The organism is Vibrio sp. ECSMB14106 (genome assembly GCF_000972265.1).
Lineage (GTDB): Bacteria > Pseudomonadota > Gammaproteobacteria > Enterobacterales > Vibrionaceae > Vibrio > Vibrio kanaloae.
Genome location: NZ_LAUM01000007.1, coordinates 51455 through 72526, shown reverse-complemented (window position 1 = coordinate 72526; position 21072 = coordinate 51455). Strand labels below are relative to the sequence as shown.

The window sequence follows — 21072 nt, the reverse complement described above, 5'->3', positions numbered from 1 at the left end:
ATTAATTGCCCAGAGATAAACCGTACAGGTTGAGATTGACGCTTTCACTTAATACGTCTTCGACTCGCTCAAACACAAAACCTAGTTTAGTCAGCAATGCGATACTTCGAATGTTATCAGAGGTTGTGATGGCAACTAAATGACCGATGTCAGCATTCTGCTTAGCTTGTTCAATTATCGCTTCCGCTGCTTCTTGGGCAAAACCTTTACCATAGACTTCAGGAACGAAACCATAACCAATATCATGCGACTCTAAGGTATCCCTTTTGATTAATCCGCAGATACCAATTGGTGTTGAAGAATCCTTGATTTCAACCATCAACAAACAGACGCCTTTCTCTTCATGCATCTTAAGAATGTTGTTTTCGATGTACTCCACAGCCTTTTCAGTATCGCTGATTTCCTTATCACCAATGTAACGCAGGAAATCTTCTGAGCTGTATAATCGTTGAATAAACGCCGCATCTTGATAGGTAATCATTCTTAATCGTAAACGTTCGGTCTCGACTGCCTGCATAGTGATATTTTCCTTGCTGAGTACCATGTAAATATTGAGTTCTAGAACTAAAATGATTATCCTCCACCGCCTAAACTAAATACAAGGCTATGCAGCAATGAACCGTAAGAAAAAAATTAATCAAATTCTAAAAAAGAAGCAGAAACAGGCGAATTCAAAACTGCATGGTAGCAACAAACCTCGCTACATTTCTAAAGCTGACCGCGCAAAAATGGAAGCGGAAGAACAAGAGAAAGCCGCTCAAGAACAAGTTGAGGGGGCAGTCGAAGCAACTGTTGAAGCTGAAGAGGAAAAAGCTGTAGAGTAAATTGTAAACTCGCAGTTCTCTTGTCTAACACTCTAAACGGAGCCAATGGACAAATACAAAAAAGCAGCCTCTATTTAGGCTGCTTTTTTTGATCCTACCGCTTTTAATTTCACTGATTAACTTTTGAAAGGCTGTACTTCCCAACGGGCAAACGGCGCTTTTGCATCAATCCCCACTCGTCCCCAACGATCAACGGAATCAACCACTAAGATACGCTCATTCGGAACTAGTGATTTAATTAAGTTGCTTGGCTTTTTCGCTGTGACTAACCATAGAGTATCATCTTCAGAAAACATCGCTTTGAGCTTGGCTTTGTCTTGTTTTGTCCATTCCAGTTCGGCTTTGAACATACGTTCTTCAACAAACAGTTGGCTACCTGAAACAAAATCTTCCAAGCTTTCTGAAAGCAACAACACTGAATCTACGTCGTTATCCAATAACACCGCCTGTTGCTTGTTAATCAGTTCACGAACATCAAGCATCACGCGTTGTAGGTTGCTATCAATCGTCTCAGATTGTGCTGGCCACAATAACTTAAAGTCGTCAGCTACAATTGCCGCCATACGCGTTAAGTTAGTTGGGTTTAACCAGGCGTATTTAGACACATCACCATTCGGCAATGTAATCGCCGCAACACCTTGTGCACGCGGTGTAATCGCTTGAGCCGCATCCACCTCAACCAAACGGATGTTACCTTGTCTTGCGTATACAAAGGTAGGATCAGCTTGCCAGATGGATGACAACGTTAACGCAACGGTCGCCTTTTCACCTGATTTAAGTACTTTGCTTACGCCCTTGGTACCAAACCAATTCGGCAGACGATCAATACCGTAGCGTTTTGGTGGTAGGTACTCGGTCGTAATGTCAGTGCCTTTGGTTAGCTCTGTCGCTAACGCGTAGGTCACGGGCGTACTGGTGAGGATATCCTCTGCATTTACGTTGAAAGACACGATTGGGGTACCTAACAATATGCTGCTGACTGCACTCACTTGAGCCATTGCTTTTAGTGAACTTGAAATACGATTCATTAAAGAAGTCATGATTATGCCTTTCTTACAATTCGGTATAGCGTTGCCGCTAGGAAAAATGTTGCGGAAACGATGATGATTGAAGCGCCGGATGGCACTGGCAGTTTTAGCTCCATAGGCAATACTGTTCCGACCAAACATGCGATAGTTGCCAACAACGCAGACAGTAAAACAAAGCTGCCCATGCGTTTGGTTAGCAGTCGAGCCGTAGCACCTGGGATCAGTAATAACGCGCCAACCAGAACCGCACCCACTATCTTCACGGCTGCAATCGTCACTAAGGTGATCATCATGACAAACAAGTAATCATAGAAACTGGTGTTGTAACCACGTACCTTTGCAATATCAGGGCTGATACAAGTCAGGAGAATACGGTTGAACGTTGGTATCAAGAGCAAAATGATGAGTGCGCAACTGCCTGCGAGAATCATCAAGTCTTGGTCCGTTACGGTAAGAATTGAACCAAACAGTACGTTCTCAAGCATGTGAATATTGATCTTACGTGCCACATACATCAGCAATGCCGCACCAACCGCTAACGCTAGTGCAAGGAAAACACCGACTAAGGTATCGTATGGAACGTTGGTCCTATTTCTTACAAAATGAAGAAGCAGAGCGAAGATCATACAGAAGCTAAACAAACCAATGATTGGGTTTTCTGGTGGCTCGCCAAGCAAAACACCAATAGCGATACCGGTTAACGCTGCGTGACCGACGGCTTCAGAGAAGAAGGCCAGACGCTTCGCGATCACCAAAGTACCAAGGCCACCTAGTAATGGGCCAAGTAATAACGCGGCAACCAGTGCATTCACCATGAACGCATACATGAAGCTGTCTGATAACCAACCCGCTTCAACACCAGTTACGGCAAGTTGTCGTAACCAATCCATTACGCCACCTCCTTCGAGTTAACGATGGCTGTACCACTGCTGTAATGCTGGAATAAGCTTTCAATTTTGCTTTGATGCAATACTTGTTCGTGTGGACCGCTATCAACCAAGAATCGATTAATAACATGTACGTTCGCTTCAAGGCGACGCACTGCGGTGACATCGTGGTGAACCGCAAGAATCGTGCGGCCTTCATCAACGCATTCACGAATGAGAGATTCAAGATAACGAACGCCCTGCTCGTCCATACCAGTCGTCGGTTCGTCCAACACCAGTAAGCTTGGGTTATCCAATAAGGCTTGTGCAAACAACACACGTTGTTGTTCACCGCCCGATAACTGCCCCATACGACGGTCACTACGAGTCGCCATACCAACACGGTCTAGCTGCGCTAATGCAAGATCCAATTGCTTGGATTTGCGACGCCAAAACAGTGGGATTCGAGTTTGATTGAGTAACACAAAATCCATGACCGTCAGAGGTAAGCTCGATTCGAAGGTCGCCTTTTGAGGAACATAACCAATACTTGGCTTTTCTGGCCAATGAATATTGATTTGTCCAGAGAAAGGCGTAAGACCAAGTACAGAGCGCAGCAAAGAGGTTTTGCCACCGCCGTTTGGCCCCATGATCACGTGACACTGACCCGCTTTAAGTTCGAGCGAGATATCATCAAGAATCACATTATTGTCGTATTGTAGACCGAGTTGATTAATTGAAATCGATGGACCCAGCATTATGCGTTCCCGCTTTTATCTTGGTTCGCTGCCGCAAATTTCATTGCTTCGATTAACGTTTCTAGGTTCTTCTTCATCTCAACTTCGACTTTATCGTCTTCATATTCGCCGTGCGTCATGTGAGAGAAACGGTAAAGCTGAACGCCAGTTTCCGCTTCAATGGTGTCAACAAAACGGTTTGGCATGTTGAGCTCGTAGAACAGAACATCAATGCCCGATGCGCGGATCTTTTCGATCGTTTCTTGTAGCTGGCTCGCACTTGGTTCAACACCGTGTGCAGGTTCTATCACTGCCGCCACATCAACACCAAATTCTTGAAGGATGTAGCCATAAGCATTGTGCGTAGTCGCTACTTTCATACCTGATGTATCTAACTCACCTAATGACAACATCGCATCACGCTTCATAAAGCGAAATTGCTTGGCGTACTTACGTGCGTTCTTGCGATAAAACGTAGCGTTGTCTGGGTCGAGTTTAGAGACTTCACTGGCGATGGTGTAAACCTTTTGAATCGTTGTCGAAAGCCCAACAAAGGTATGCGGGTTAACGGCACCTTGACCAACAGACTGGCCAAGAGCAGGAAGCAAAGGCACTTCCTTGTTTGCCTCAATCACGACTAAGTCATCACGTTGTGCGGCTGAAATCACTTTAAGCGCGAAGTCATCATGACCAATACCGTTTACCACGATGGCGTCCATCTGGCTCAAACGTTTCAAGTCGTTCGGTTGTGGCAAGTAGTTATGCGGATTAAAGCCAGCATCAACCAAAGGAAGGATGTTCACTTTGTCACCCGCCACGGCTTTTACGTAGCTGTAGTAAGGCTGAAGGGTTATGCCAATCGTTAGCTTATCGCTATCGATCTTGTATTCTTTTGCCAATGCATTGGGTGTCATTAACACCGCCAATAACGACATCAATAGAGTCATAATTCGCATAGTAATTCTCTTATTATTAGTGAGCATCGCTTTCATGATGCTGTTCAATTTCTGATTCGTTCACGACCATTTTCCAGCCCGTAGACTCAAGCGTGTGTTGGTCAAAAGTAGCTGGCTGTTTCGCTACACCACCCAAGAAGATCCAGATCTCAGGAGAAACGCTGTTCGCATTTAAAATAAAGGAATCCGCAGAACCATGATCGGTTGGCGTAGCTTGTTCACTTGGACTAGAAAAGTAATAACCACGCTCGTCCAGTACCCAAGCATGAGAGCCTTTGCGCTTCCAACTCTGATCTTCAACAAATGGCGCGACCCATTCATCTTTCAGTGATGCAACACTTGGCCATTCGCCGTCTGAGTCCATACGCAGATCACGAATCTCTTCATGCGCTAAACGCAGTTCTGACAACATTGCCAAGTTTTCTTGTTCAACATCGGTCACCAGAATTTGATGATCAAGTATCGCTTTCACGCGGGATTCTGCTTGATGAAATGGGATAGCAACCGTGGCAAAGCTCAGAATGAACACAATGATCAGCCCTACCCATTTGCCTTCTCTGCCGCCCGTGTCAGCACGTACACCTTGGATGATCATTTCTCGCTGATCTCAACAACGTCTACTTCAACAGGAAACTCGTGGCCTGAATCAAACACAAGGTAGAACTCAGTGTCAGGGTTTGGAAACTCAACGATGGAGCGCTTATCCGTCATCTCTTTTGCAATCAAGTTGTCTTCGTAATCGTACATCTCAACCGCATAATCAATCGCTTTACTACCGTCTGAGTAGCCAACTTCACAGGCCACGGTTTTGCCTTCAAACCAGCAGCTCATCAATGGAAAATGTGCTTGCGCAGGTAATGCAGCGGAACCAAGTCCTAAAGCCAAGCATGGAGTGATGAGAGATTTTAGTTTTGTTTTTATTGTCATGGTTCGTACCTTAGCCACAGTGCAAATTCTCAGTAGTAAACTGAGCGATAAAGGGCTCAAATGAGCCCTTATGTTTTTGGTTGCTTAATCAGAGATCTAGCCCTGATATCACAGGTTATTGAAGCAGTGCTTCGAACGTTAGGTGAACGTTCGCGCTTGCTTTGTCTGCAAGTGGGTTGTCAATCAACTCACCTTTGTAGTTCGCTTTCATTACGTAACGACCCGCTACATCTGGAGTGAACGTGATTTCACCGTTCTCATCGCTGACGACATCAATCTGCTCTTGGTGGTTGCGATAAAGCGTACCTTCACGAGTGATCTCAGCTTTCACGTCTTTTTGAATTTCACCGTTGTAGAAGAATTGGAACGTCACTGGTTCGCCTTCAACGATGTCTGAAGGGTGTGTCACAGGCTTCATTTCTAGAAGCTTCCCTTCGATTTTGAATACTGAATCCGTTGGCTTACCTACTGTGATGTAGCTTTCTGCACGAGTGAAACCGACTTGAGTTACAACGTCACGCGACTTTTCAGGAAGAACAGAGTCACGTTCCGCTTTGTTTGCTTTGATCCATTTCACCGTGTCACGACGGCCCGCTTTGTATTGCGTGTAGTAAGACGGCTGGTTGTTAATCGCTACTTTATGTGTGCCTTCTTCTTCAAAATAGAAGTCGAAGATTGAACGACGTTTGCCGCGAATCACAAAGTTAGGACGCTCGCTGCGGCCATCAGGCATGATGACATGAGCGTTTTCACTGCCTGCAGGCTTATCGAAAACGAACGTACCGTGAGATGCAGTTACGTCGAACGTTAGCCAGTCACCGCCTTCTTTAGACACGGTAAAATGAGACGGCAGGATCCAACGTGGGTGAGCTTGCGCTGTTGTCGTTACCGCTAGGCCGAATGCCATCACACCCGCTAGTGCAAGTGCTTTGATTTTTGTCTGTTTCATTATGTTTAATTCCATTATTTATAATTTTTAGCTGTGTCGCTTAACCTAAGCCTGCGAGGAATGCTGTTTATTCTGTTCACGCTTTTTTACTTAGCGATATAGTTCAGAGTGATTTTCCCCGTCTCTTCCGTTGCCTTTAATTCATAAGACGCGTTTGTATCAGTGAGTGATACTTTTTGACGAAGATAGTTACGCCCACCGTGTTCGCGAACGACTTCGATATGAACCGTGTACTCGCCTTGATCTAGGATTTCACCGTTGTCGCTCTTACCATCCCAAACGAATCGATAGTTCCCAGCAGGACGCGTAGCTGATGTCACAGCATCAACCAATTCACGATCGTAACGTCCAACCTTTCGCCACCAGCTACGCAAATCTTTAAGCCATTCGTCTTTACCGACCCAAAGTTCAATCGTTTTCACTGACTTTCGTTCACTGTTTTCAACCCAGATCGCAACGTATGGACGGGCGTACATTGAAGTATCAATCTTCGGTAGCTCGAAGTTCACATCCAGTTTTGCCGTGTCAGGAATTGTTTGTGCCATACCTAAGCTTGGCAAAAGAGACAAAACAAGAAGTATCTTGCTCCAGTTCATTTTTTTCATGTTTAACAACCTTTTAAATCCGTTTAACCTTTTATTCATTACTCAATTCGATTAATCAATCGAATAAGCGTTAAGGCACGGCGACAAAATAGATAACAAGTGAGATTGCAGACCCAAACACTGTCCATTTTATAGAGGTATTCAGTGTTTTTTTCTTAGGTAACAGTAAACACACGCCAGTAAGCACAAAGAAGATCATCAGTAGTGCTGTGATATCGATAAACCATTTCCAAACTTCACCGCTATTACGCCCTTTATGTAGATCATTCAAAAGCGCGATAACGCCGTAATTGGTGGTTTCGACTTCGACCATTTCAGACGTCACGTCGACAAATACAGAAGCGTTGTAGCCTGGCCCTTTGAAGTCCATGGATACTTCCCCTATCAGCAACTCACCGTCTTCAATCTCCGCGTAGATGTCTAAGCCGGAAGGAACACCAGACAGATTGGCTTCTTCAAACAGAAACATCTCGAAAGCAGGCTCATCAGCTTTTAATCGACCGTTTTGGATGGTGAACAAACTCGTAGGAAGCGTTAACGTAGAGCGCTGGGTATTGGGATGACTTAATTCAAATAACTCAGGTCGATTGAGGGTTATACCTGTTACTGAGAAGAAAAGAACAACGAACAGAAGCGCCATTGAAATATAAACATGAAGTCGACGAGCCCATGATTGAACTTCCCTACTTTTTAGCGACATACGAACCAATACCTATAATTTTTATGGCGTCAATTTAGTTGATAATAATTCGTATTGGCATTCAATTTACATTGTTTACGTTTGCCGAGCGATGTAAGGAGATTTACATAACATTACATCGGAAGTCATCGAGCTGTATGCATATTCTTGCTAGCTTGTACTGAAGGTAATTGATAACTTGTATTGGAGGTGACTGAGAACAACGTCAAACCTCAAAAAACCTTAGCCTCAACATGCTCGATTGAGGTGGGTTTAAAATAAGCGCTGTGGCGTTAAGAAACGAAGTTAGGACTATTTGATCGTTGGAACACTTTGACGATCAAGAACAAATGTGGACTCATCGGTTGATATGGTTTACTAAAAAATAGAACCCATAACCGATTTGAAGATAGCTAATTAAGCTGAAAGGGATTTTGAAATGCGTATTATTGTTTTGGCTTTTGCTACGCTAGCAACTGCGTGTACTAGCCAAATAACCAACACGGAAGAGCGCATCCAAGAATATATCGGTTCAGACATAACTGATGTACAAGAACAGTATCTAACTGAACGCTCACGCCCTATCAGTTTTTGGGCATCTCGAAACTATGCTTGGATTGAGACGAAGAAGCCATTAGATAATGGTTATACTTTATATATATTTAAGAATCCTTATCGAGACTGTACCATTAACTGGATAGCTGTCACCGGAGGCGTGATTCAAAGCGCAACGTTTAGTGGCACGATGTGCAGCCCTTGAGCAAATTATCCAAACAGTAAAACGGAATGTACTTCAGCCGCCAGAATTAAAAAGGGTGTCATTTGAACCATCAGATGACACCCTTTTACTTATTTGTTTTTATCTTCTTTTTTCACTATAAGCAGTTAGACATTTCCGTTATCACTGACTGTTCTAAGCTGAGTAAGATATTTAATCCAACCTTTTGCTTCAGACGAGGGATCGATGTTGTTTGCACGCTTCGCTTGAGCAAGAGCGTTATCTAGGTTCTTTAGCTTATACCATGAACGCACTTTTGCTAAAGCAACGTCGGCCTGTTTGTTTTTGTCTTTCACTTTGTCGAGAACAACCAGCGCTCGATCATAGTAACCTTGCTGAACCAACAGCTGAGCGACATTCCAATGATATTGGATGTCTTTTTTAGCCGCTAGCGTCCACACTTCAATAGCACTGTCCCACTCTTTAGCTAACTGCCAGTAGGTTGCTTGCTCAGCCAGAAGCTGAACATCACTGTTCGCATCATCTAACTTAGCGATCTCTTGAGCAGCACGCTCTGGAATGCCGCGTTTCGCGTAAAGCTGTGCTAACAAGCGGCGATCTGAGTTTTTCAGCTCAACGCCTTGTAAATCAGCCAGTGCTAACGTGTTCAACGCATCACGGTTACGTTCTAGTCTTAACTGAATACCCACAAGTTGACGCCACCAGTTATCTTTCTCTGGTTGGAGTTCAATAAGGCTTTCCAGTGTAGGGATAGACTGCTTCCACTGCTTTAACTGGAGCTGTGCGCCGAGTTTTAGCGATAGAGATGATAACTCTGGTTTCGAATTCAATTTGTCGTGGTTACCGATGGCAACTAGGACTTTCGACCAGTTTTCAATTTGGTATTCCGCTTGTGCAATTCGCATCCAAAGCGTGTCTTTCTTTTCCGTTTCTGGGGCCGTTTTTACTAGCTGGTAGTAGTGCGGAAGCGCTTTTTTGAATTGCTGATCATTTAACAACAAATCAGCAAGCATGCGCTTCGTTACCCAAGCTTGTTCATCAACCAGTAAATTACTATCGACCGCATAAGTAAGCTGCTTAATTGCCGTATCCGTTTTACCCTCTTGCCAGTAAAACACACCTAACATACGAGCAACGTACGCCTTATCGTAGCCTTTAGAAAGCTCCAAGCCTGCAAGTACGTCAATTGCCTGTTTAACCTGTTCATCTTGAGCAAGCTTATGCGCCTTTTGAACACGAATTGCAGTATATTGGGTTAGGTCTTTTGCTTGCGTTGTAAGGGGCATGAACAACAAGCCCACTAATATCCATATCTGTTTCATCATTTTGCCAACTTAAACTCTAGTTTCACGGTTTGACCAACCTGAGCTATCGCTTTTCCATCGACGACTTTCGGTTGATATTTCCATTTTTTAAGTGCTCTCATCGCTTCACGTTCAAACATACGACGTGGGTTTGCATCAGTGACTTCAATGTCAACTGGGCGTCCCGTTTCGTCGATGGTAAAAGACATTATCACATGGCCTTCAGCGCCACGCTTCAGCGCTTTTGGTGGGTAACGAGGTTCTACTCGATACAGAGGCATTGCTTGTTGGTTTGACCCAAAATCAGAAAATGTCGGTGCGTTAATCGCTAGGCCATCAATGGATGTATTCAAATCCAGTGAAGGCAAAGAAGACATCGAATTCAGAGGCGTAACTTCAGCTTGTGACTGAGACGTTTGCGCTTCCGGTGGCGGTTCAGGCATTTCAGGTTTTTCAGGGACTGCGCGCTGTCTTCTTTGAACTTCTTGTTCTTGTTCCACCATTACCATGTTGAAACTTAACGTTTCACTGTTATCTGGTGAACGTTGATGGCCATTATCAACCATCCAAGCCATGAAAGAAAACAGAGCTAAGCCCAATGCTCCCGCTAACGGTAGAGCAAGAAATAGGCGAATCATTTATAAAGATCCTCCAAGATCATCGCTTATCAGCAGCAAGCGCTATGTTTTTCACACCCGCACCTTTAGCGGCATCCATTACTTTAACAACCGTACCGTTGTAAGCGTGTTCATCCGCTTGAATCACTAAAGAAGCATCAGGCTGTTCTAACAGTAAGTGTTCTAGTGTTGCTTGAACACGTTCTACATCCACAACACGTTTATCAATGAAGATATCGTTAGCCGATGTGATAGCAACGAAGATACCGGCATCTTTTTGGCTAACCACATTAGAAGCCTGCGGACGATTGACTTCGACTCCGGATTCACGCACAAATGAACTGGTCACAATAAAGAAAATGAGCATGATAAATACAATATCAAGCATCGAAGTTAGGTCTATTTGAGCCTCTTCATTTTTAGAATGACGTCGACCGAGTCTCATCGTTGACTCCTTAAAGATTTTTCTAATTTTAATTCCAAGCGGCTACACACTTTTGCTAGGCGAGCATGAACAAACATCCCCGCTAATGCCGCGACCATACCTGCCATGGTCGGCAGCGTCGCCAACGAGATACCTGAAGCCATTAATTTAGGGTCACTACTGCCTTGAGTCGCCATGACATCAAAAACAGAGATCATACCGGTTACGGTACCTAGCAAACCCAACATCGGACAAATAGCGACTAACAGTTTAATAAAGTTCAAGTTTTGATGTAGCAAGATACTTGCCTGCCCCAACCAGCCTTCACGAATGGCTTTAGCATGCCAAGAAGAGTGATCTTCTCTTTCACGCCACTTCTCAACCCACACTTTACGTTGCTTTGGAAAGTAGAACGCAAGATAAAGTACGCGTTCTACCACAAGCACCCAATAAACAAGGACAACAGCCGCTAGCCACCACAGAACGAAACCGCCCTGCTCCATAAAGCTTGATAAAGACAGCAGCCAGTCACTCGTTAACCAACTCGCTGGTAATAGAGAACCCGACAAAATATCCATTACGCAGCAGTCCCAACTGATGAAACAACAGCGTTTGAATCAATCGTCTTTTCTGCTTGCTCAGCCACAAGGCCAATACCTTGTTTCTCTAGAATATTGCGAATATTTTCTGCCTGAGTGCTAAGAATGTTGTGTGCAAGAAGAAGTGGCATGGCTGCAACAAGGCCAAGCACGGTGGTCACTAGAGCCATAGAAATACCACCCGCCATCACTTTAGGGTCGCCATTACCAAACTGGGTGATCACTTGGAATGTCTCGATCATGCCGGTAACCGTACCAAGTAGGCCAAGCATAGGGGCAAGAGCAGCAAGCAGTTTCAGCATTGATAAACCTTTCTCTAAATGAGTTTGCTCATCAACCACCGCTTCTAGCAGTCTTAGCTCAAGGGCTTCAACCGTTTGGTTTTGCTCTTTGTCATAAACGGCAAGGATACGGCCAAGTGGATTGTCACCCGCTTGCTCTGAATTTTTCAATTGAGAACGAATTTTTTGACGAGCAATCATCAAAGAAACACCACGAACAAGCGCGATAATCAAACCAATTGCAAGTAAACCAAGAATCACTTTACCGACTACGCCACCAGCTTGAAGGCGATCGGCTAGGCTTGGTGATAACGCCAACTGTTCCAACATAAAACCGCGAGAAGGATCGACAACCACGTTAGACACTTCGCCATTTGCTAATGCAGATAGCGACGCCAAGGTCGGACCATTCGATGGCTGTTTTAGATACGCAATCGCATCCTCACGTTGGGTGTTCCAGCTCACGTAGCCTTGCTCTGTAACTAGGCCAATTGAACCTAGGCGGTAAGCATCAACGGTTTGTGTGTTTCCTTCACCATTGATGAACGCAATTTGAGATTTGCTAAGCTCTGAGCTCGCTTGAATTTGCTCATTCATGCTCGCCCAAAGACCCGATAGTTGTGGCATTGATGGCAGTGATTTAGCGTCAATGATCTGATTGACAGTCTCGGTGTGTGCGCCTCGGTCCACGCTATTGATCGTGGAATTTAATTCGGCACCTAACTCTTTTGCATTTTGACGAACAACACCAAACAACTCGCCTAAACTGCCCGTTTCTAAACGAAGCTTCTCTTCTAAACGCGCAAGTTTGTTTTCATTTTCACTGAAGGTTCTGGTCAACGCATCTGTAGCGGCTTGGATTGAAGCTCGCTTCGTTGCCAGTTGTGCTTTGATCGCTTTCAGCTCTTGCTCTGTTCTTTTGAATTCAGATTCACGAACAACGTTATGAGAAGCTTGAATACGACTCTCTGATTTAGCTTTATTAACCAGTTGAGCCGTCGTATCTGATGCAGAAAAAGCAGAAAATGAAATAGATGTAATACAAAGTAATACTGCTAATGGCTGTAAGTTCATTACTTAACCTCCGCAACAGTTAAAGAAACAGGTAAAGTAATTAAGCTTGGTGCCGCTTGCTGGCTAGCAACATCATAAGCCTTATCTAGCTCAGGTTTGATTGATGAATCAAGCTCTTGCCATTGATCTTTTACCTGATTCCAAGACCAATACTGGCTGCCATTCAAGTTACGAGCCACTAGAGAAATTCGTCCCAGATACAAAACATCGGCCTCAATTGTTTTCTCGCTAGTTAATGCTACTCGACCTTGATAAACCCCCAACTTAATGCCGTAGTCCATCTCGATTTGATACGCTTCTAAAATACGGCGATATTTCTCTGCGTCACTGACATCAGCACGAGTCATCATTGCTTGTAGCTTTTCAACTCTTTCTAGACGTTGCTCTTTCTTGATTGGCACATCTTGCTCTACTAACTGTTGAAGGCCATCAATCATTTGATACATCAAAGGTACAACACCCTGGCGTGTATATTTGATTTCGTCGATCTGCCCTTTAATACTTTGAGCTTCGTTGTTTTGACTCTCGACCAATGCGGCAAGATGATCGTGATAGACTTCTAGATTTTTCACTTCTTCTTGCAGACGTTCAATCTCAGCTTGAAGCATCAAAGTGGCTTGTGAGCTTTTATCAATAACTTTCTGGCTCGATGCCGACGCGTTATTGGTCTTGTTTTGAATAGATTGAGCTTGATCCAAGCTGTTTGCCATAGAAGGCACAGTAACCAAACTAATGGTAAGTGCTAGGCTAATTTTTAAAAGATTCATAATTGTAGTCATTTACTATAGAAGAAGGTCAAATGAGTTTTATTGATAAGCAGTCTCATTATCATTAAAAGTCACTCACATTACTAGGTATATTTTATGAAGTAGCAAAATAACAAAAGGGGAAAGCCTAAACTTCCCCCTAAACATTTATACTACCAATGACACCCTACCAACAAATTAGTATTTTATCTGTAGTGTAGCCATGTAGTTACGGCCTTCGCCGATTACTACGTCTTCTGCAAATTGATGGCTTGACGAAGTAGAACCACCACCTGCTAGGTATTCTTTATCAAATACGTTTTCAACCGTTAGACGAGCCACAAAGTCTAAAGAATCATCGTATTTCATCGTATATGCAGCACCCATATCGACACGAGCATAGCCATCTTTCTTAAATGTATTCGCACTATCACCGTAGCGTGAACCTTCGTAGATAAGGCCTAAATTCACATCAACTTCGTTGGTTGCAGCATAAGTAGACCAAACACTTGCTGCAAACTCAGGTACATCTGCAGGGCGATTACCTCCATATGTTTCATGGTTAGCAATTTCAGCGTCTAAGTACATTGCAGAACCAGACATTGAGAATCTTTCCGAAATGAAACCTTGCGCACCTAACTCAGCGCCACGGTGAACTTGCTCGCCGCCTTGTGTCTTAGTCCAATCACCAGACGCAGTATCTTCTACGTCCATTGAGATATTTTCTTGAGTAATGTCAAAGACTGCACCCGATACAAATAGGCGCTCGTCCATCAACTCCCACTTAGTACCTACTTCGTACGATACACCGGTTGCGGCATCAAGAAGTTGGCCATCATTGGTGTACGTGCGTCTGCCACTAGAAACAACACCTTGAGGTTCGAAGCTTTCAGAGTAAGAAGCGTAAATGCTACCGTTTGAAGCTGGATGGTAAATCACGCCTAGCTTAGGTGCTACGTTCTCTTCTGCCACACCAGAACTTACTTTACGGTCGAAACGAGCGCCCGCAAGAACTTGCCATTCATCGTTGATAGTAATCAAATCTTGGATATAGAAACCCCAAGTATCGTAAGTACTCATCTTTCCTAACGATGTTGGACCCACTGACGGAGCTGGTACTGTAGCATCTGGTGCATATTCGCCACTATTGAAACGGTCCATACCGCGATAGTAGCTGTAGCCCAACCAGTTAGCACCGAATAATAGTTTGTGCTCTGTGTCCGCGAGCTCAGCAGTTGTTGTAAGATCCACATAAGCCGTTCTGAAACGCCACTTATCATGACGATAGTTACCGCCTTGAGTCACGGTACCCGTACCATCAGAGTTCATATTTTTAAAGCTTGGGTAGCTTTCCATATCAATACGTTCGAAATCTTGGTAGTTAAAACCTGTTTTTACTGACCATGTATCCGTTAGGTTAGCGGCAATATCAAAACCAACGTTCTCAACATCGTTTTCAATCTGTGACCACTGCGCATCCCAAATATGCTTGTCGCTACCAACTCGATTGCCATCTAGGGTGTATAAAGAGCCCGAATCAACACTGCCATCGTCGTTAGTTTTGTCGTAATGAACAGAAACCGTTACGTCTTCAGTTACATCGTAATCAACAACTACCCCACCAACAAAACGTTCTGTTTGAGGTTCAGAGCCGTCACCGTACGTTCTCCAAGAGTTGTAACTTTCTTTAGATAAGATTGCACGACCACGTAGAGTTTCAGCATCGTTCAGCGCACCGCTTACATCGACCGTTGTGCGAGAATGATCATTAGAACCAATATCTTGACTAACACTCACTTGCGTATCGTAAGTTGGCTTTTTGCTGACCATATTGATCAGACCTCCTGGCGCAGAAATACCATAAAGAAGACCTGAAGGGCCTTTCAATACTTCAACACGCTCTAGCAATTCGATAGGTTGGCGGTAGTGAGACCAGTGTTGTTGGCCATTCTTAAGGAAGCCTGAAGAGCTCCCTACAGAGAAACCACGTAGAGAAAAACGCTCACGGTTACGGCTTGTGCCACCCGCACTTACACTCGCATCATTCTTCAGAACATCACCAAGCGTTGTTGCACGCTGTTCATCAATGATTTGCTCATCGATTACTGAAACTTGTCCCGGAGTCTCTAACTGAGTTGCTTCCATGCGCATTGCAGTGGTGTTTGTATCGGCCTTGTAACCATAATCACGACCTTCGACGACCATATGCTCGTCTGTTTGTGCTGTTTCTGCCAATACTGCTGGTGAAGCCAATACCGCGCCGATCACTAAAGCCAATGGGCTCTTTAAAAACATGTCCTTTACTCCGCTTTATTCTTTTTGTCCGAGCACTTTTTTATTTATTCGCTGTGCTCATTAGGCCGTTACCGGCACCACTGAATTATTTCGCAAGTGAATATAAGTGATAATCATTACTATTTGCATTAAATTTACATTCTTTGCATTTGTAAGGTTTTGTAAAGGAACAGAGGGGGTATTAATTGCTTGCATATTAACAAAGTTCATTTGATACAACAGGTTATATGCCAACCGTAAGAAGATAGGTTTATGGGTAGAAGCTATCGCTATCCGCATTATTAATTACGTCGATTTAACGAACATTATTTCATCAATAATTCGGTTGTCTTACTTATTACCTTTCAAGCACCTTAATTTGTGTATAAAACTCTCGATAAATGTAATTAAACAGTGAATAACTTTGATTTAATTTGTTTAAATTATAGATTTATCAGTGATTTTGATCACATCTAGAATCCCAAGGCGATTTTTTGTTTTTCGATTTCTTTAACAGGCTGATAATCTCCTGCTCACTTTGAAAAGGTGTCAAAGTTATCAATAATAAGGAGTGTTCTAAATGAATACCAAGAAACCTATGTCTCTGACTGGACGAGTTATTCTCGGTATGGTCGCAGGTATATTGACGGGATTTGCCATTCAATCCCTGTTTGCAGAAAGTGGATTTGTCAACAATTACATCGTTAACGGACTCTTTGAAGTTGGCGGACAGATATTCGTCGCCAGTTTAAAAATGCTTGTTGTGCCGCTAGTCTTCGTTTCACTAGTGTGCGGTACGAGTTCCCTTAAAGATCTATCCACACTTGGCCGTATGGGCGGTAAAACACTTGCACTTTATATCGGTACAACAGCCGTTGCTATTACCCTTGCACTCACTATCGGTAACCTGTTCCAACCTGGAGCTGGTGCAGATCTTACTGCAGCAAGTTCTTTCAAATCAACGGATGCCCCTTCTTTGGGCCAAGTGATTATCGACATGTTCCCTACCAACCCTATCCAGGCAATGGCTGAAGGGAAAACGTTGCAAGTTATCGTATTTGCTGTGTTGTTTGGTATTGCTATCAGTGCGGCGGGTAAACCTGGTGAACGTATTGCTGCGGTTTTTTCTGACTTGAACGAAGTTATCATGAAGCTTGTAGCACTACTCATGAACCTAGCGCCTTACGGTGTTTTCTTCTTAATGGCGAAACTGTTCTCTAGCCTTGGCTTAAGCGCAATTTGGAATCTAGCGGAATACTTCCTAGTTCTGGCTGGTACCCTACTGTTGCACGGTTTGGTTACCTACAGTGCAATGCTTAAAGGATTCACAGGTTTAAGCCCAATCACATTCTTACGTAAGATGGAAGATGCGATCATGTTTGCGTTTTCAACGGCCTCTTCGAACGCAACGATTCCAGTTACAATGGAAACAGCGAAGAACCGCATGGGCGTAGATAATAAAGTGGCTTCGTTCACAGTACCACTAGGTGCGACTGTAAACATGGATGGTACAGCTATCATGCAGGGTGTGGCTACTGCATTTATCGCGCAAGCATACAACATTGACTTGACGATGGGCGACTACCTAATGGTTATTCTAACGGCGACATTAGCGTCTGTTGGTACAGCGGGTGTTCCAGGTGTTGGTCTTGTTATGCTGGCGATGGTATTGAACCAAGTAGGCCTACCACTGGAAGGTATCGCGCTTATCATGGGTGTTGACCGTCTTCTTGATATGATTCGCACCGCAGTAAACATCACTGGAGATAGTGCCGTAACTATCATCGTAGCTAAGTCTGAGGGTGCTTTTGACGAAACTCGCTTCAATGACCCGGCTGCTGGTGAGAAAGAAGAAGAAGTTAAGCTAACACGTCAACAGGCATAATTTAGCTTCTCTGTCGCTCTTACCTTCAAGCTAAAGCGTAATTAATGGCTGCACCTTAGCTGATAATGAAAAGCGTATAAACTAAAACGCCACTGCAGATGCAGTGGCGTTTTTATTAAGTGTCAGATTCAATTAATAGCGGGAAACATCAGATTTACTCGAAGCCCCCCACTTTCTCTATTCTCAGCAGTAACATAGCCATTCATCACACCCACCGCCTCCTTAACAATAGCAAGCCCTAGGCCATAACCACCAGACTGTTTATCTCGGGCTGATTCAATACGCGTAAACGGGTCGAAGATACCTGAAATCTGGTTATCAGGAATGCCATCACCGTCGTCTTCTACAGATATGACACTGTAACGTCTGTCTGCTAACAGTTCATATGTAGTAACGACAATATGAGCATTCTCTCCTGCGTATTTAATCGCGTTACCAACCAAGTTACCAATGACTCGAAGAAGAAGTCTCTCGTCAACATTAACCATTGATGTCGGCGTTTCTAAATCGCCGACTAAGGTTTGATTCGGCTTTAGGTCGTTTTGCATTTGCGCGATAAGCATCGAACAGTAATGCTCAAGATGCATCAAGCTTAACTTAGGGTCATAACGAGACGTTTCTAAACGGCTAAATTCAAGGATTTCCCCCACTAGCTTGTTCATCTCTTCCGTTTCACTTTCGAGTCGATCAAGTAAACCGACGCTCTTGTCGTCAACCTTGCTTCGCAATAAATGTAATGCGAGATTTTGCCTTGCCAATGGCGTTCTAAGCTCATGTGACACATCACGGATCAAACGACGCTGCTTTTCAGCCAATGACTTTATCTCGAACGTCATATGATCAAAATCATGGGCTAATTCATTAAATTCACGCGTGGTTGAATCGAGCTCAGACACCACACTCACCGAAAAGTCCCCTTGCGCTAACCTTCGACTGGCTTCCCTTAGGCGATCGAGAGGTTGCTGTAGACTCTTCGCCATAATAATCGAGAACAGTGTCAACACGATCAAAGCAATCAAAGCTTTAATTAGATAAGAATAAGGTGCAAAAGATTTGGCGGGGTGGAACTGGTGCGGCAATTGGATAACCAAGGTATTTCCGTTATTAAGCGGTAGACCGAATATAGGCTTGCTCACACGGTCACTCAGTTGGTGATCCAAAGTTCGTAGATATTGAAGCTTGAATTCAAAGTGCGGATGCATGTGTCGGTGCGTAATCGGTTGGTTATCTTTATCAATCACAAACAAGTAATACTCTTGAGCATTCCCCCAATCGGCTAACTCATCCATGTCACCTTCTTCAATCAACACATTGGCTTGATAGGCAAGGTCAAGCATTTCAGCTTTAACGGATTCAGGTACTTTCAAGAGCGCTTTCATCAGCGCTCTTTCAGCCACACCTTGCAGAATCAAAATACTCACCAAAATAACTGTCAGGTAACTGAACAGTTGGAACGTTAATCCATCCTTACGCTTAGCTATATAGTCCGGGCAGCGCAGTAACTTAGCGATCATGCTCCAACTGACTCTAGATAACTGTACCCTTTACCACGCACCGTTTTAATATGTTGTTTTGATAGGCCAGCCTGAACCAATTTCCGTCGTATATTACTGATGTGCATATCTAAGTTACGATCGAACGGACACAGCTCCTTCTTGAGTACATGGATTTGTAAATCTGATTTTGATACGACGATCCCGTCGTGTTTAATGAGGTAGTCAAGTAGGTCTTTTTCTGTGCCGGTTAATGGCAAACGAGAGAACTGTTCGCACAAGCCACGATCGGACGAAGCCAAAGATTGTCTCTGACGTTCAAACCCAACTCGGCGCAAGATCACCTTAATACGGGTTAAGAGTTCAGGAACATTGAAAGGTTTAGCGATGTACTGGTCGGCACCCGCTTGATAGCCATCAAGCATAGATGCGTCATCATTAAGCGCAGTTAACATAAGAATGGGAGTAGCAAAACGCTGACAAATGCGTCTTGCCACTTGAATACCGCTGAGGTTTGGAAGCATTACATCGAGTAAAACCAAATCGACAGGATGCGATTGAATAAACTCAAGCGCGGACTCACCGCAATGAACAGTATCAACGTGATACCCCTCATTCTCTAACACTTCACCCAATAGCTCACACAACTGAATATCATCATCAACAACTAAAACGCGCGACATCACACAAACCAATAAATAATAATAGTTTGCATTCTAATTATCGTTATTATTGATTTCAATTATAAATGTGAGATTTACTCTATAATAAGAAATCTTTTTCAATCGGTACAAATTTAGACGCAGAATCAATAAGGTTTTGCGCGGTTAGCCCAGGAACTCCATATACTTCAACCGGTTTGCCAAAACGTTCTTTGATTCGCTCTACAAGGATTTCGAAATCACCGTCGCCAGAGACCAAAACTATCGTATCAACCGTTTCTGCTAGCTCTATAGCATCTAACGCAATACCAACATCCCAATCTCCTTTTGCACTGCCATCTCGGCGCTGAATAAATGGTTTTAGCTTCACATTAAAACCAACACCACGGAGAATATGGTGAAATTGACGCTGTTTAGGATCTTGGCTAGAGATTGCGTAAGCATTCGCTGTAACAACGTTACGCCCTTCCGTGGCAACATACCAAAACTGGTTATAGTCGAAGTTAGAACGATATTTGTCGCGAGTGGTGTAGTAAACGTTTTGAACGTCGACCAGAATTGCTATGTTTTCCATAAATTCATACCTTTAGATTTTCCGTATACCCTATTCTATTCAATGAGGAAATGCGAGTCGCTTTATTTAAAAAAATGAACCCTTTAGCGATCGTCAACGTAAATCTAAGTATCTTCAACATAAACCTAACTATGCTTAATGTAGGTCGATTTGTTCCCCAGTTACCTGGAATTATTCTTCGCATCACTGCATTCACGTGACAATCAAATCGTACTCAGGCTCAGTGTTATTAAAGGGAGGTTGGCCATGCTACACCTACAGACACATAAACCGTGTGTAAGCCTCGACACAGCCAGATCGGCACAAACAAGCAATGACTCAAACGTTTGCTCTAATTTACTTAAGTTTCTCACCATCAGCACAGTACTAATAATGACCTTAGCCATCAGCTCAGCACTCGCCTATCCAGCTAGTTCTCACACCAATTCATTACCACACCGCAGTGTGATTTATTTCGCACCAAAAGAAGATTCAGTAGTTAAAGAGTTTCTCAATGAAGTGTTGATCAACAACTGTCAGTTAGACGAACGAGATGTCGTCATCATGGTGATAGCAGAGAGCGGTTACACTGTTCCTACTTGGCTAGAAGAAGAGTTTAACTTAGATGCCGTAACCCGTATTTATAAGATACCTAAAGGTTCACACACCGCTGTGTTGATTGGTAAAGACGGTAAAGAGAAATACAGATGGAGTGGTAAAACAGATTGGCAGAAAATCACCAATATCATTGACGAAATGCCAATGCGCCAACGAGAAATGCAGCGACAAAGTAGTCGCTGCAGTATTTGATTCTTGATTTATTCACTGGCTGATTGTTTATTAGCTTTGA

General features: G+C 43.7%; 24 protein-coding genes. 4 read left to right on the top strand and 20 right to left on the bottom strand.

Translation table 11 applies throughout. The annotated features are described in order from the left end of the window. Position 1: 1 nt before the first annotated feature. Positions 2-517, bottom strand: a complete 516-nt coding sequence (locus tag WR49_RS07205; RefSeq protein WP_046223553.1) for a GNAT family N-acetyltransferase — start codon at positions 515-517, stop codon at positions 2-4. A gap of 97 nt (positions 518-614) precedes the next feature. Between WR49_RS07205 and WR49_RS07200 the strand changes: the two genes are divergently transcribed. Next, positions 615-824 (top strand): DUF2986 domain-containing protein, encoded by a 210-nt coding sequence (locus WR49_RS07200; RefSeq protein WP_046223552.1) that lies wholly within the window; start codon positions 615-617, stop codon positions 822-824. Between the two features lie 116 nt (positions 825-940). Here WR49_RS07200 and WR49_RS07195 read toward each other — a convergent pair whose 3' ends face one another. From WR49_RS07195 to WR49_RS07155, 9 genes are all read right to left on the bottom strand, one after another. Then, positions 941-1864, bottom strand: a complete 924-nt coding sequence (locus WR49_RS07195; RefSeq protein ID WP_046223551.1) for an ABC transporter substrate-binding protein — start codon at positions 1862-1864, stop codon at positions 941-943. Between the two features lie 2 nt (positions 1865-1866). Next, on the bottom strand, positions 1867-2742 hold the full coding sequence (locus tag WR49_RS07190; protein ID WP_017058243.1) for a metal ABC transporter permease: 876 nt from the start codon (positions 2740-2742) through the stop codon (positions 1867-1869). Then, entirely contained in the window at positions 2742-3476 is a 735-nt protein-coding gene (locus WR49_RS07185; protein WP_046223550.1) for a metal ABC transporter ATP-binding protein, read from the bottom strand. The genes WR49_RS07190 and WR49_RS07185 overlap by 1 nt, the downstream gene beginning before the upstream one ends. Continuing rightward, the gene (locus WR49_RS07180) at positions 3476-4411 is read right to left on the bottom strand and encodes a metal ABC transporter solute-binding protein, Zn/Mn family (protein ID WP_046223549.1); all 936 of its coding nucleotides are present in this window, start codon (positions 4409-4411) and stop codon (positions 3476-3478) included. The genes WR49_RS07185 and WR49_RS07180 overlap by 1 nt, the downstream gene beginning before the upstream one ends. A 16-nt stretch (positions 4412-4427) precedes the next feature. Further along, a complete protein-coding gene (locus tag WR49_RS07175) occupies positions 4428-5006 on the bottom strand; it encodes a DUF6162 family protein (RefSeq protein ID WP_046223548.1) in 579 nt (192 codons plus the stop codon). Beyond that, on the bottom strand, positions 5003-5338 hold the full coding sequence (locus WR49_RS07170) for a hypothetical protein (protein ID WP_046223547.1): 336 nt from the start codon (positions 5336-5338) through the stop codon (positions 5003-5005). The genes WR49_RS07175 and WR49_RS07170 overlap by 4 nt, the downstream gene beginning before the upstream one ends. Before the next feature lie 115 nt (positions 5339-5453). Further along, entirely contained in the window at positions 5454-6290 is an 837-nt protein-coding gene (locus WR49_RS07165; RefSeq protein ID WP_082082752.1) for a DUF4198 domain-containing protein, read from the bottom strand. 83 nt (positions 6291-6373) lie between these two features. Next, positions 6374-6892 carry a DUF2271 domain-containing protein gene (locus tag WR49_RS07160; protein WP_046223545.1) on the bottom strand — a complete coding sequence of 173 codons (519 nt, stop codon included), beginning with the start codon at positions 6890-6892 and terminating at the stop codon, positions 6374-6376. Between the two features lie 70 nt (positions 6893-6962). Continuing rightward, positions 6963-7592, bottom strand: coding sequence for a PepSY-associated TM helix domain-containing protein (locus WR49_RS07155; RefSeq protein WP_046223544.1), 630 nt, complete (start codon positions 7590-7592; stop codon positions 6963-6965). 418 nt (positions 7593-8010) lie between these two features. Here WR49_RS07155 and WR49_RS07150 point away from each other — a divergent pair, with 418 nt between their 5' ends. Then, complete coding sequence (locus WR49_RS07150) at positions 8011-8331, top strand: hypothetical protein (RefSeq protein WP_017058235.1); 321 nt, start codon at positions 8011-8013, stop codon at positions 8329-8331. A 125-nt stretch (positions 8332-8456) separates the two neighbouring features. On the opposite strand, the gene WR49_RS07145 is transcribed toward WR49_RS07150, so the two are convergent. The 7 genes from WR49_RS07145 to WR49_RS07115 all read right to left on the bottom strand — a co-directional run bounded on the left by WR49_RS07145 (position 8457) and on the right by WR49_RS07115 (position 15650). Next, a complete protein-coding gene (locus WR49_RS07145; RefSeq protein WP_046223543.1) occupies positions 8457-9635 on the bottom strand; it encodes a tetratricopeptide repeat protein in 1179 nt (392 codons plus the stop codon). Further along, positions 9632-10252, bottom strand: coding sequence for an energy transducer TonB (locus WR49_RS07140; protein ID WP_046223542.1), 621 nt, complete (start codon positions 10250-10252; stop codon positions 9632-9634). Before WR49_RS07140 ends, WR49_RS07145 begins: the two co-directional genes overlap by 4 nt. Before the next feature lie 19 nt (positions 10253-10271). Further along, the gene (locus WR49_RS07135; RefSeq protein WP_004739212.1) at positions 10272-10676 is read right to left on the bottom strand and encodes an ExbD/TolR family protein; all 405 of its coding nucleotides are present in this window, start codon (positions 10674-10676) and stop codon (positions 10272-10274) included. Then, entirely contained in the window at positions 10673-11233 is a 561-nt protein-coding gene (locus tag WR49_RS07130; protein WP_017058232.1) for a MotA/TolQ/ExbB proton channel family protein, read from the bottom strand. Before WR49_RS07130 ends, WR49_RS07135 begins: the two co-directional genes overlap by 4 nt. Further along, positions 11233-12609 carry a MotA/TolQ/ExbB proton channel family protein gene (locus WR49_RS07125; protein WP_046223541.1) on the bottom strand — a complete coding sequence of 459 codons (1377 nt, stop codon included), beginning with the start codon at positions 12607-12609 and terminating at the stop codon, positions 11233-11235. Before WR49_RS07125 ends, WR49_RS07130 begins: the two co-directional genes overlap by 1 nt. Continuing rightward, on the bottom strand, positions 12609-13376 hold the full coding sequence (locus WR49_RS07120) for a DUF3450 domain-containing protein (protein ID WP_017058230.1): 768 nt from the start codon (positions 13374-13376) through the stop codon (positions 12609-12611). The genes WR49_RS07125 and WR49_RS07120 overlap by 1 nt, the downstream gene beginning before the upstream one ends. 177 nt (positions 13377-13553) lie before the next feature. Further along, positions 13554-15650: a TonB-dependent siderophore receptor gene (locus WR49_RS07115; RefSeq protein WP_046223540.1), complete on the bottom strand. Its 2097-nt coding sequence runs from the start codon at positions 15648-15650 to the stop codon at positions 13554-13556. Positions 15651-16209: 559 nt separating this feature from the next. Between WR49_RS07115 and WR49_RS07110 the strand changes: the two genes are divergently transcribed. Continuing rightward, the gene (locus WR49_RS07110) at positions 16210-17514 is read left to right on the top strand and encodes a dicarboxylate/amino acid:cation symporter (RefSeq protein ID WP_017058228.1); all 1305 of its coding nucleotides are present in this window, start codon (positions 16210-16212) and stop codon (positions 17512-17514) included. A 128-nt stretch (positions 17515-17642) separates the two neighbouring features. Here WR49_RS07110 and WR49_RS07105 read toward each other — a convergent pair whose 3' ends face one another. From WR49_RS07105 to WR49_RS07095, 3 genes are all read right to left on the bottom strand, one after another. After that, complete coding sequence (locus WR49_RS07105; RefSeq protein ID WP_046223539.1) at positions 17643-19028, bottom strand: sensor histidine kinase; 1386 nt, start codon at positions 19026-19028, stop codon at positions 17643-17645. After that, the gene (locus tag WR49_RS07100) at positions 19025-19690 is read right to left on the bottom strand and encodes a response regulator transcription factor (protein ID WP_017058226.1); all 666 of its coding nucleotides are present in this window, start codon (positions 19688-19690) and stop codon (positions 19025-19027) included. The genes WR49_RS07105 and WR49_RS07100 overlap by 4 nt, the downstream gene beginning before the upstream one ends. Before the next feature lie 79 nt (positions 19691-19769). Further along, positions 19770-20243, bottom strand: coding sequence for a LabA-like NYN domain-containing protein (locus WR49_RS07095; protein WP_046223538.1), 474 nt, complete (start codon positions 20241-20243; stop codon positions 19770-19772). A gap of 246 nt (positions 20244-20489) precedes the next feature. On the opposite strand from WR49_RS07095, the gene WR49_RS07090 reads away from it, so the two are divergent. Then, positions 20490-21032 carry a DUF4174 domain-containing protein gene (locus WR49_RS07090; RefSeq protein ID WP_046223537.1) on the top strand — a complete coding sequence of 181 codons (543 nt, stop codon included), beginning with the start codon at positions 20490-20492 and terminating at the stop codon, positions 21030-21032. The last annotated feature ends 40 nt before the right edge of the window (positions 21033-21072 follow it).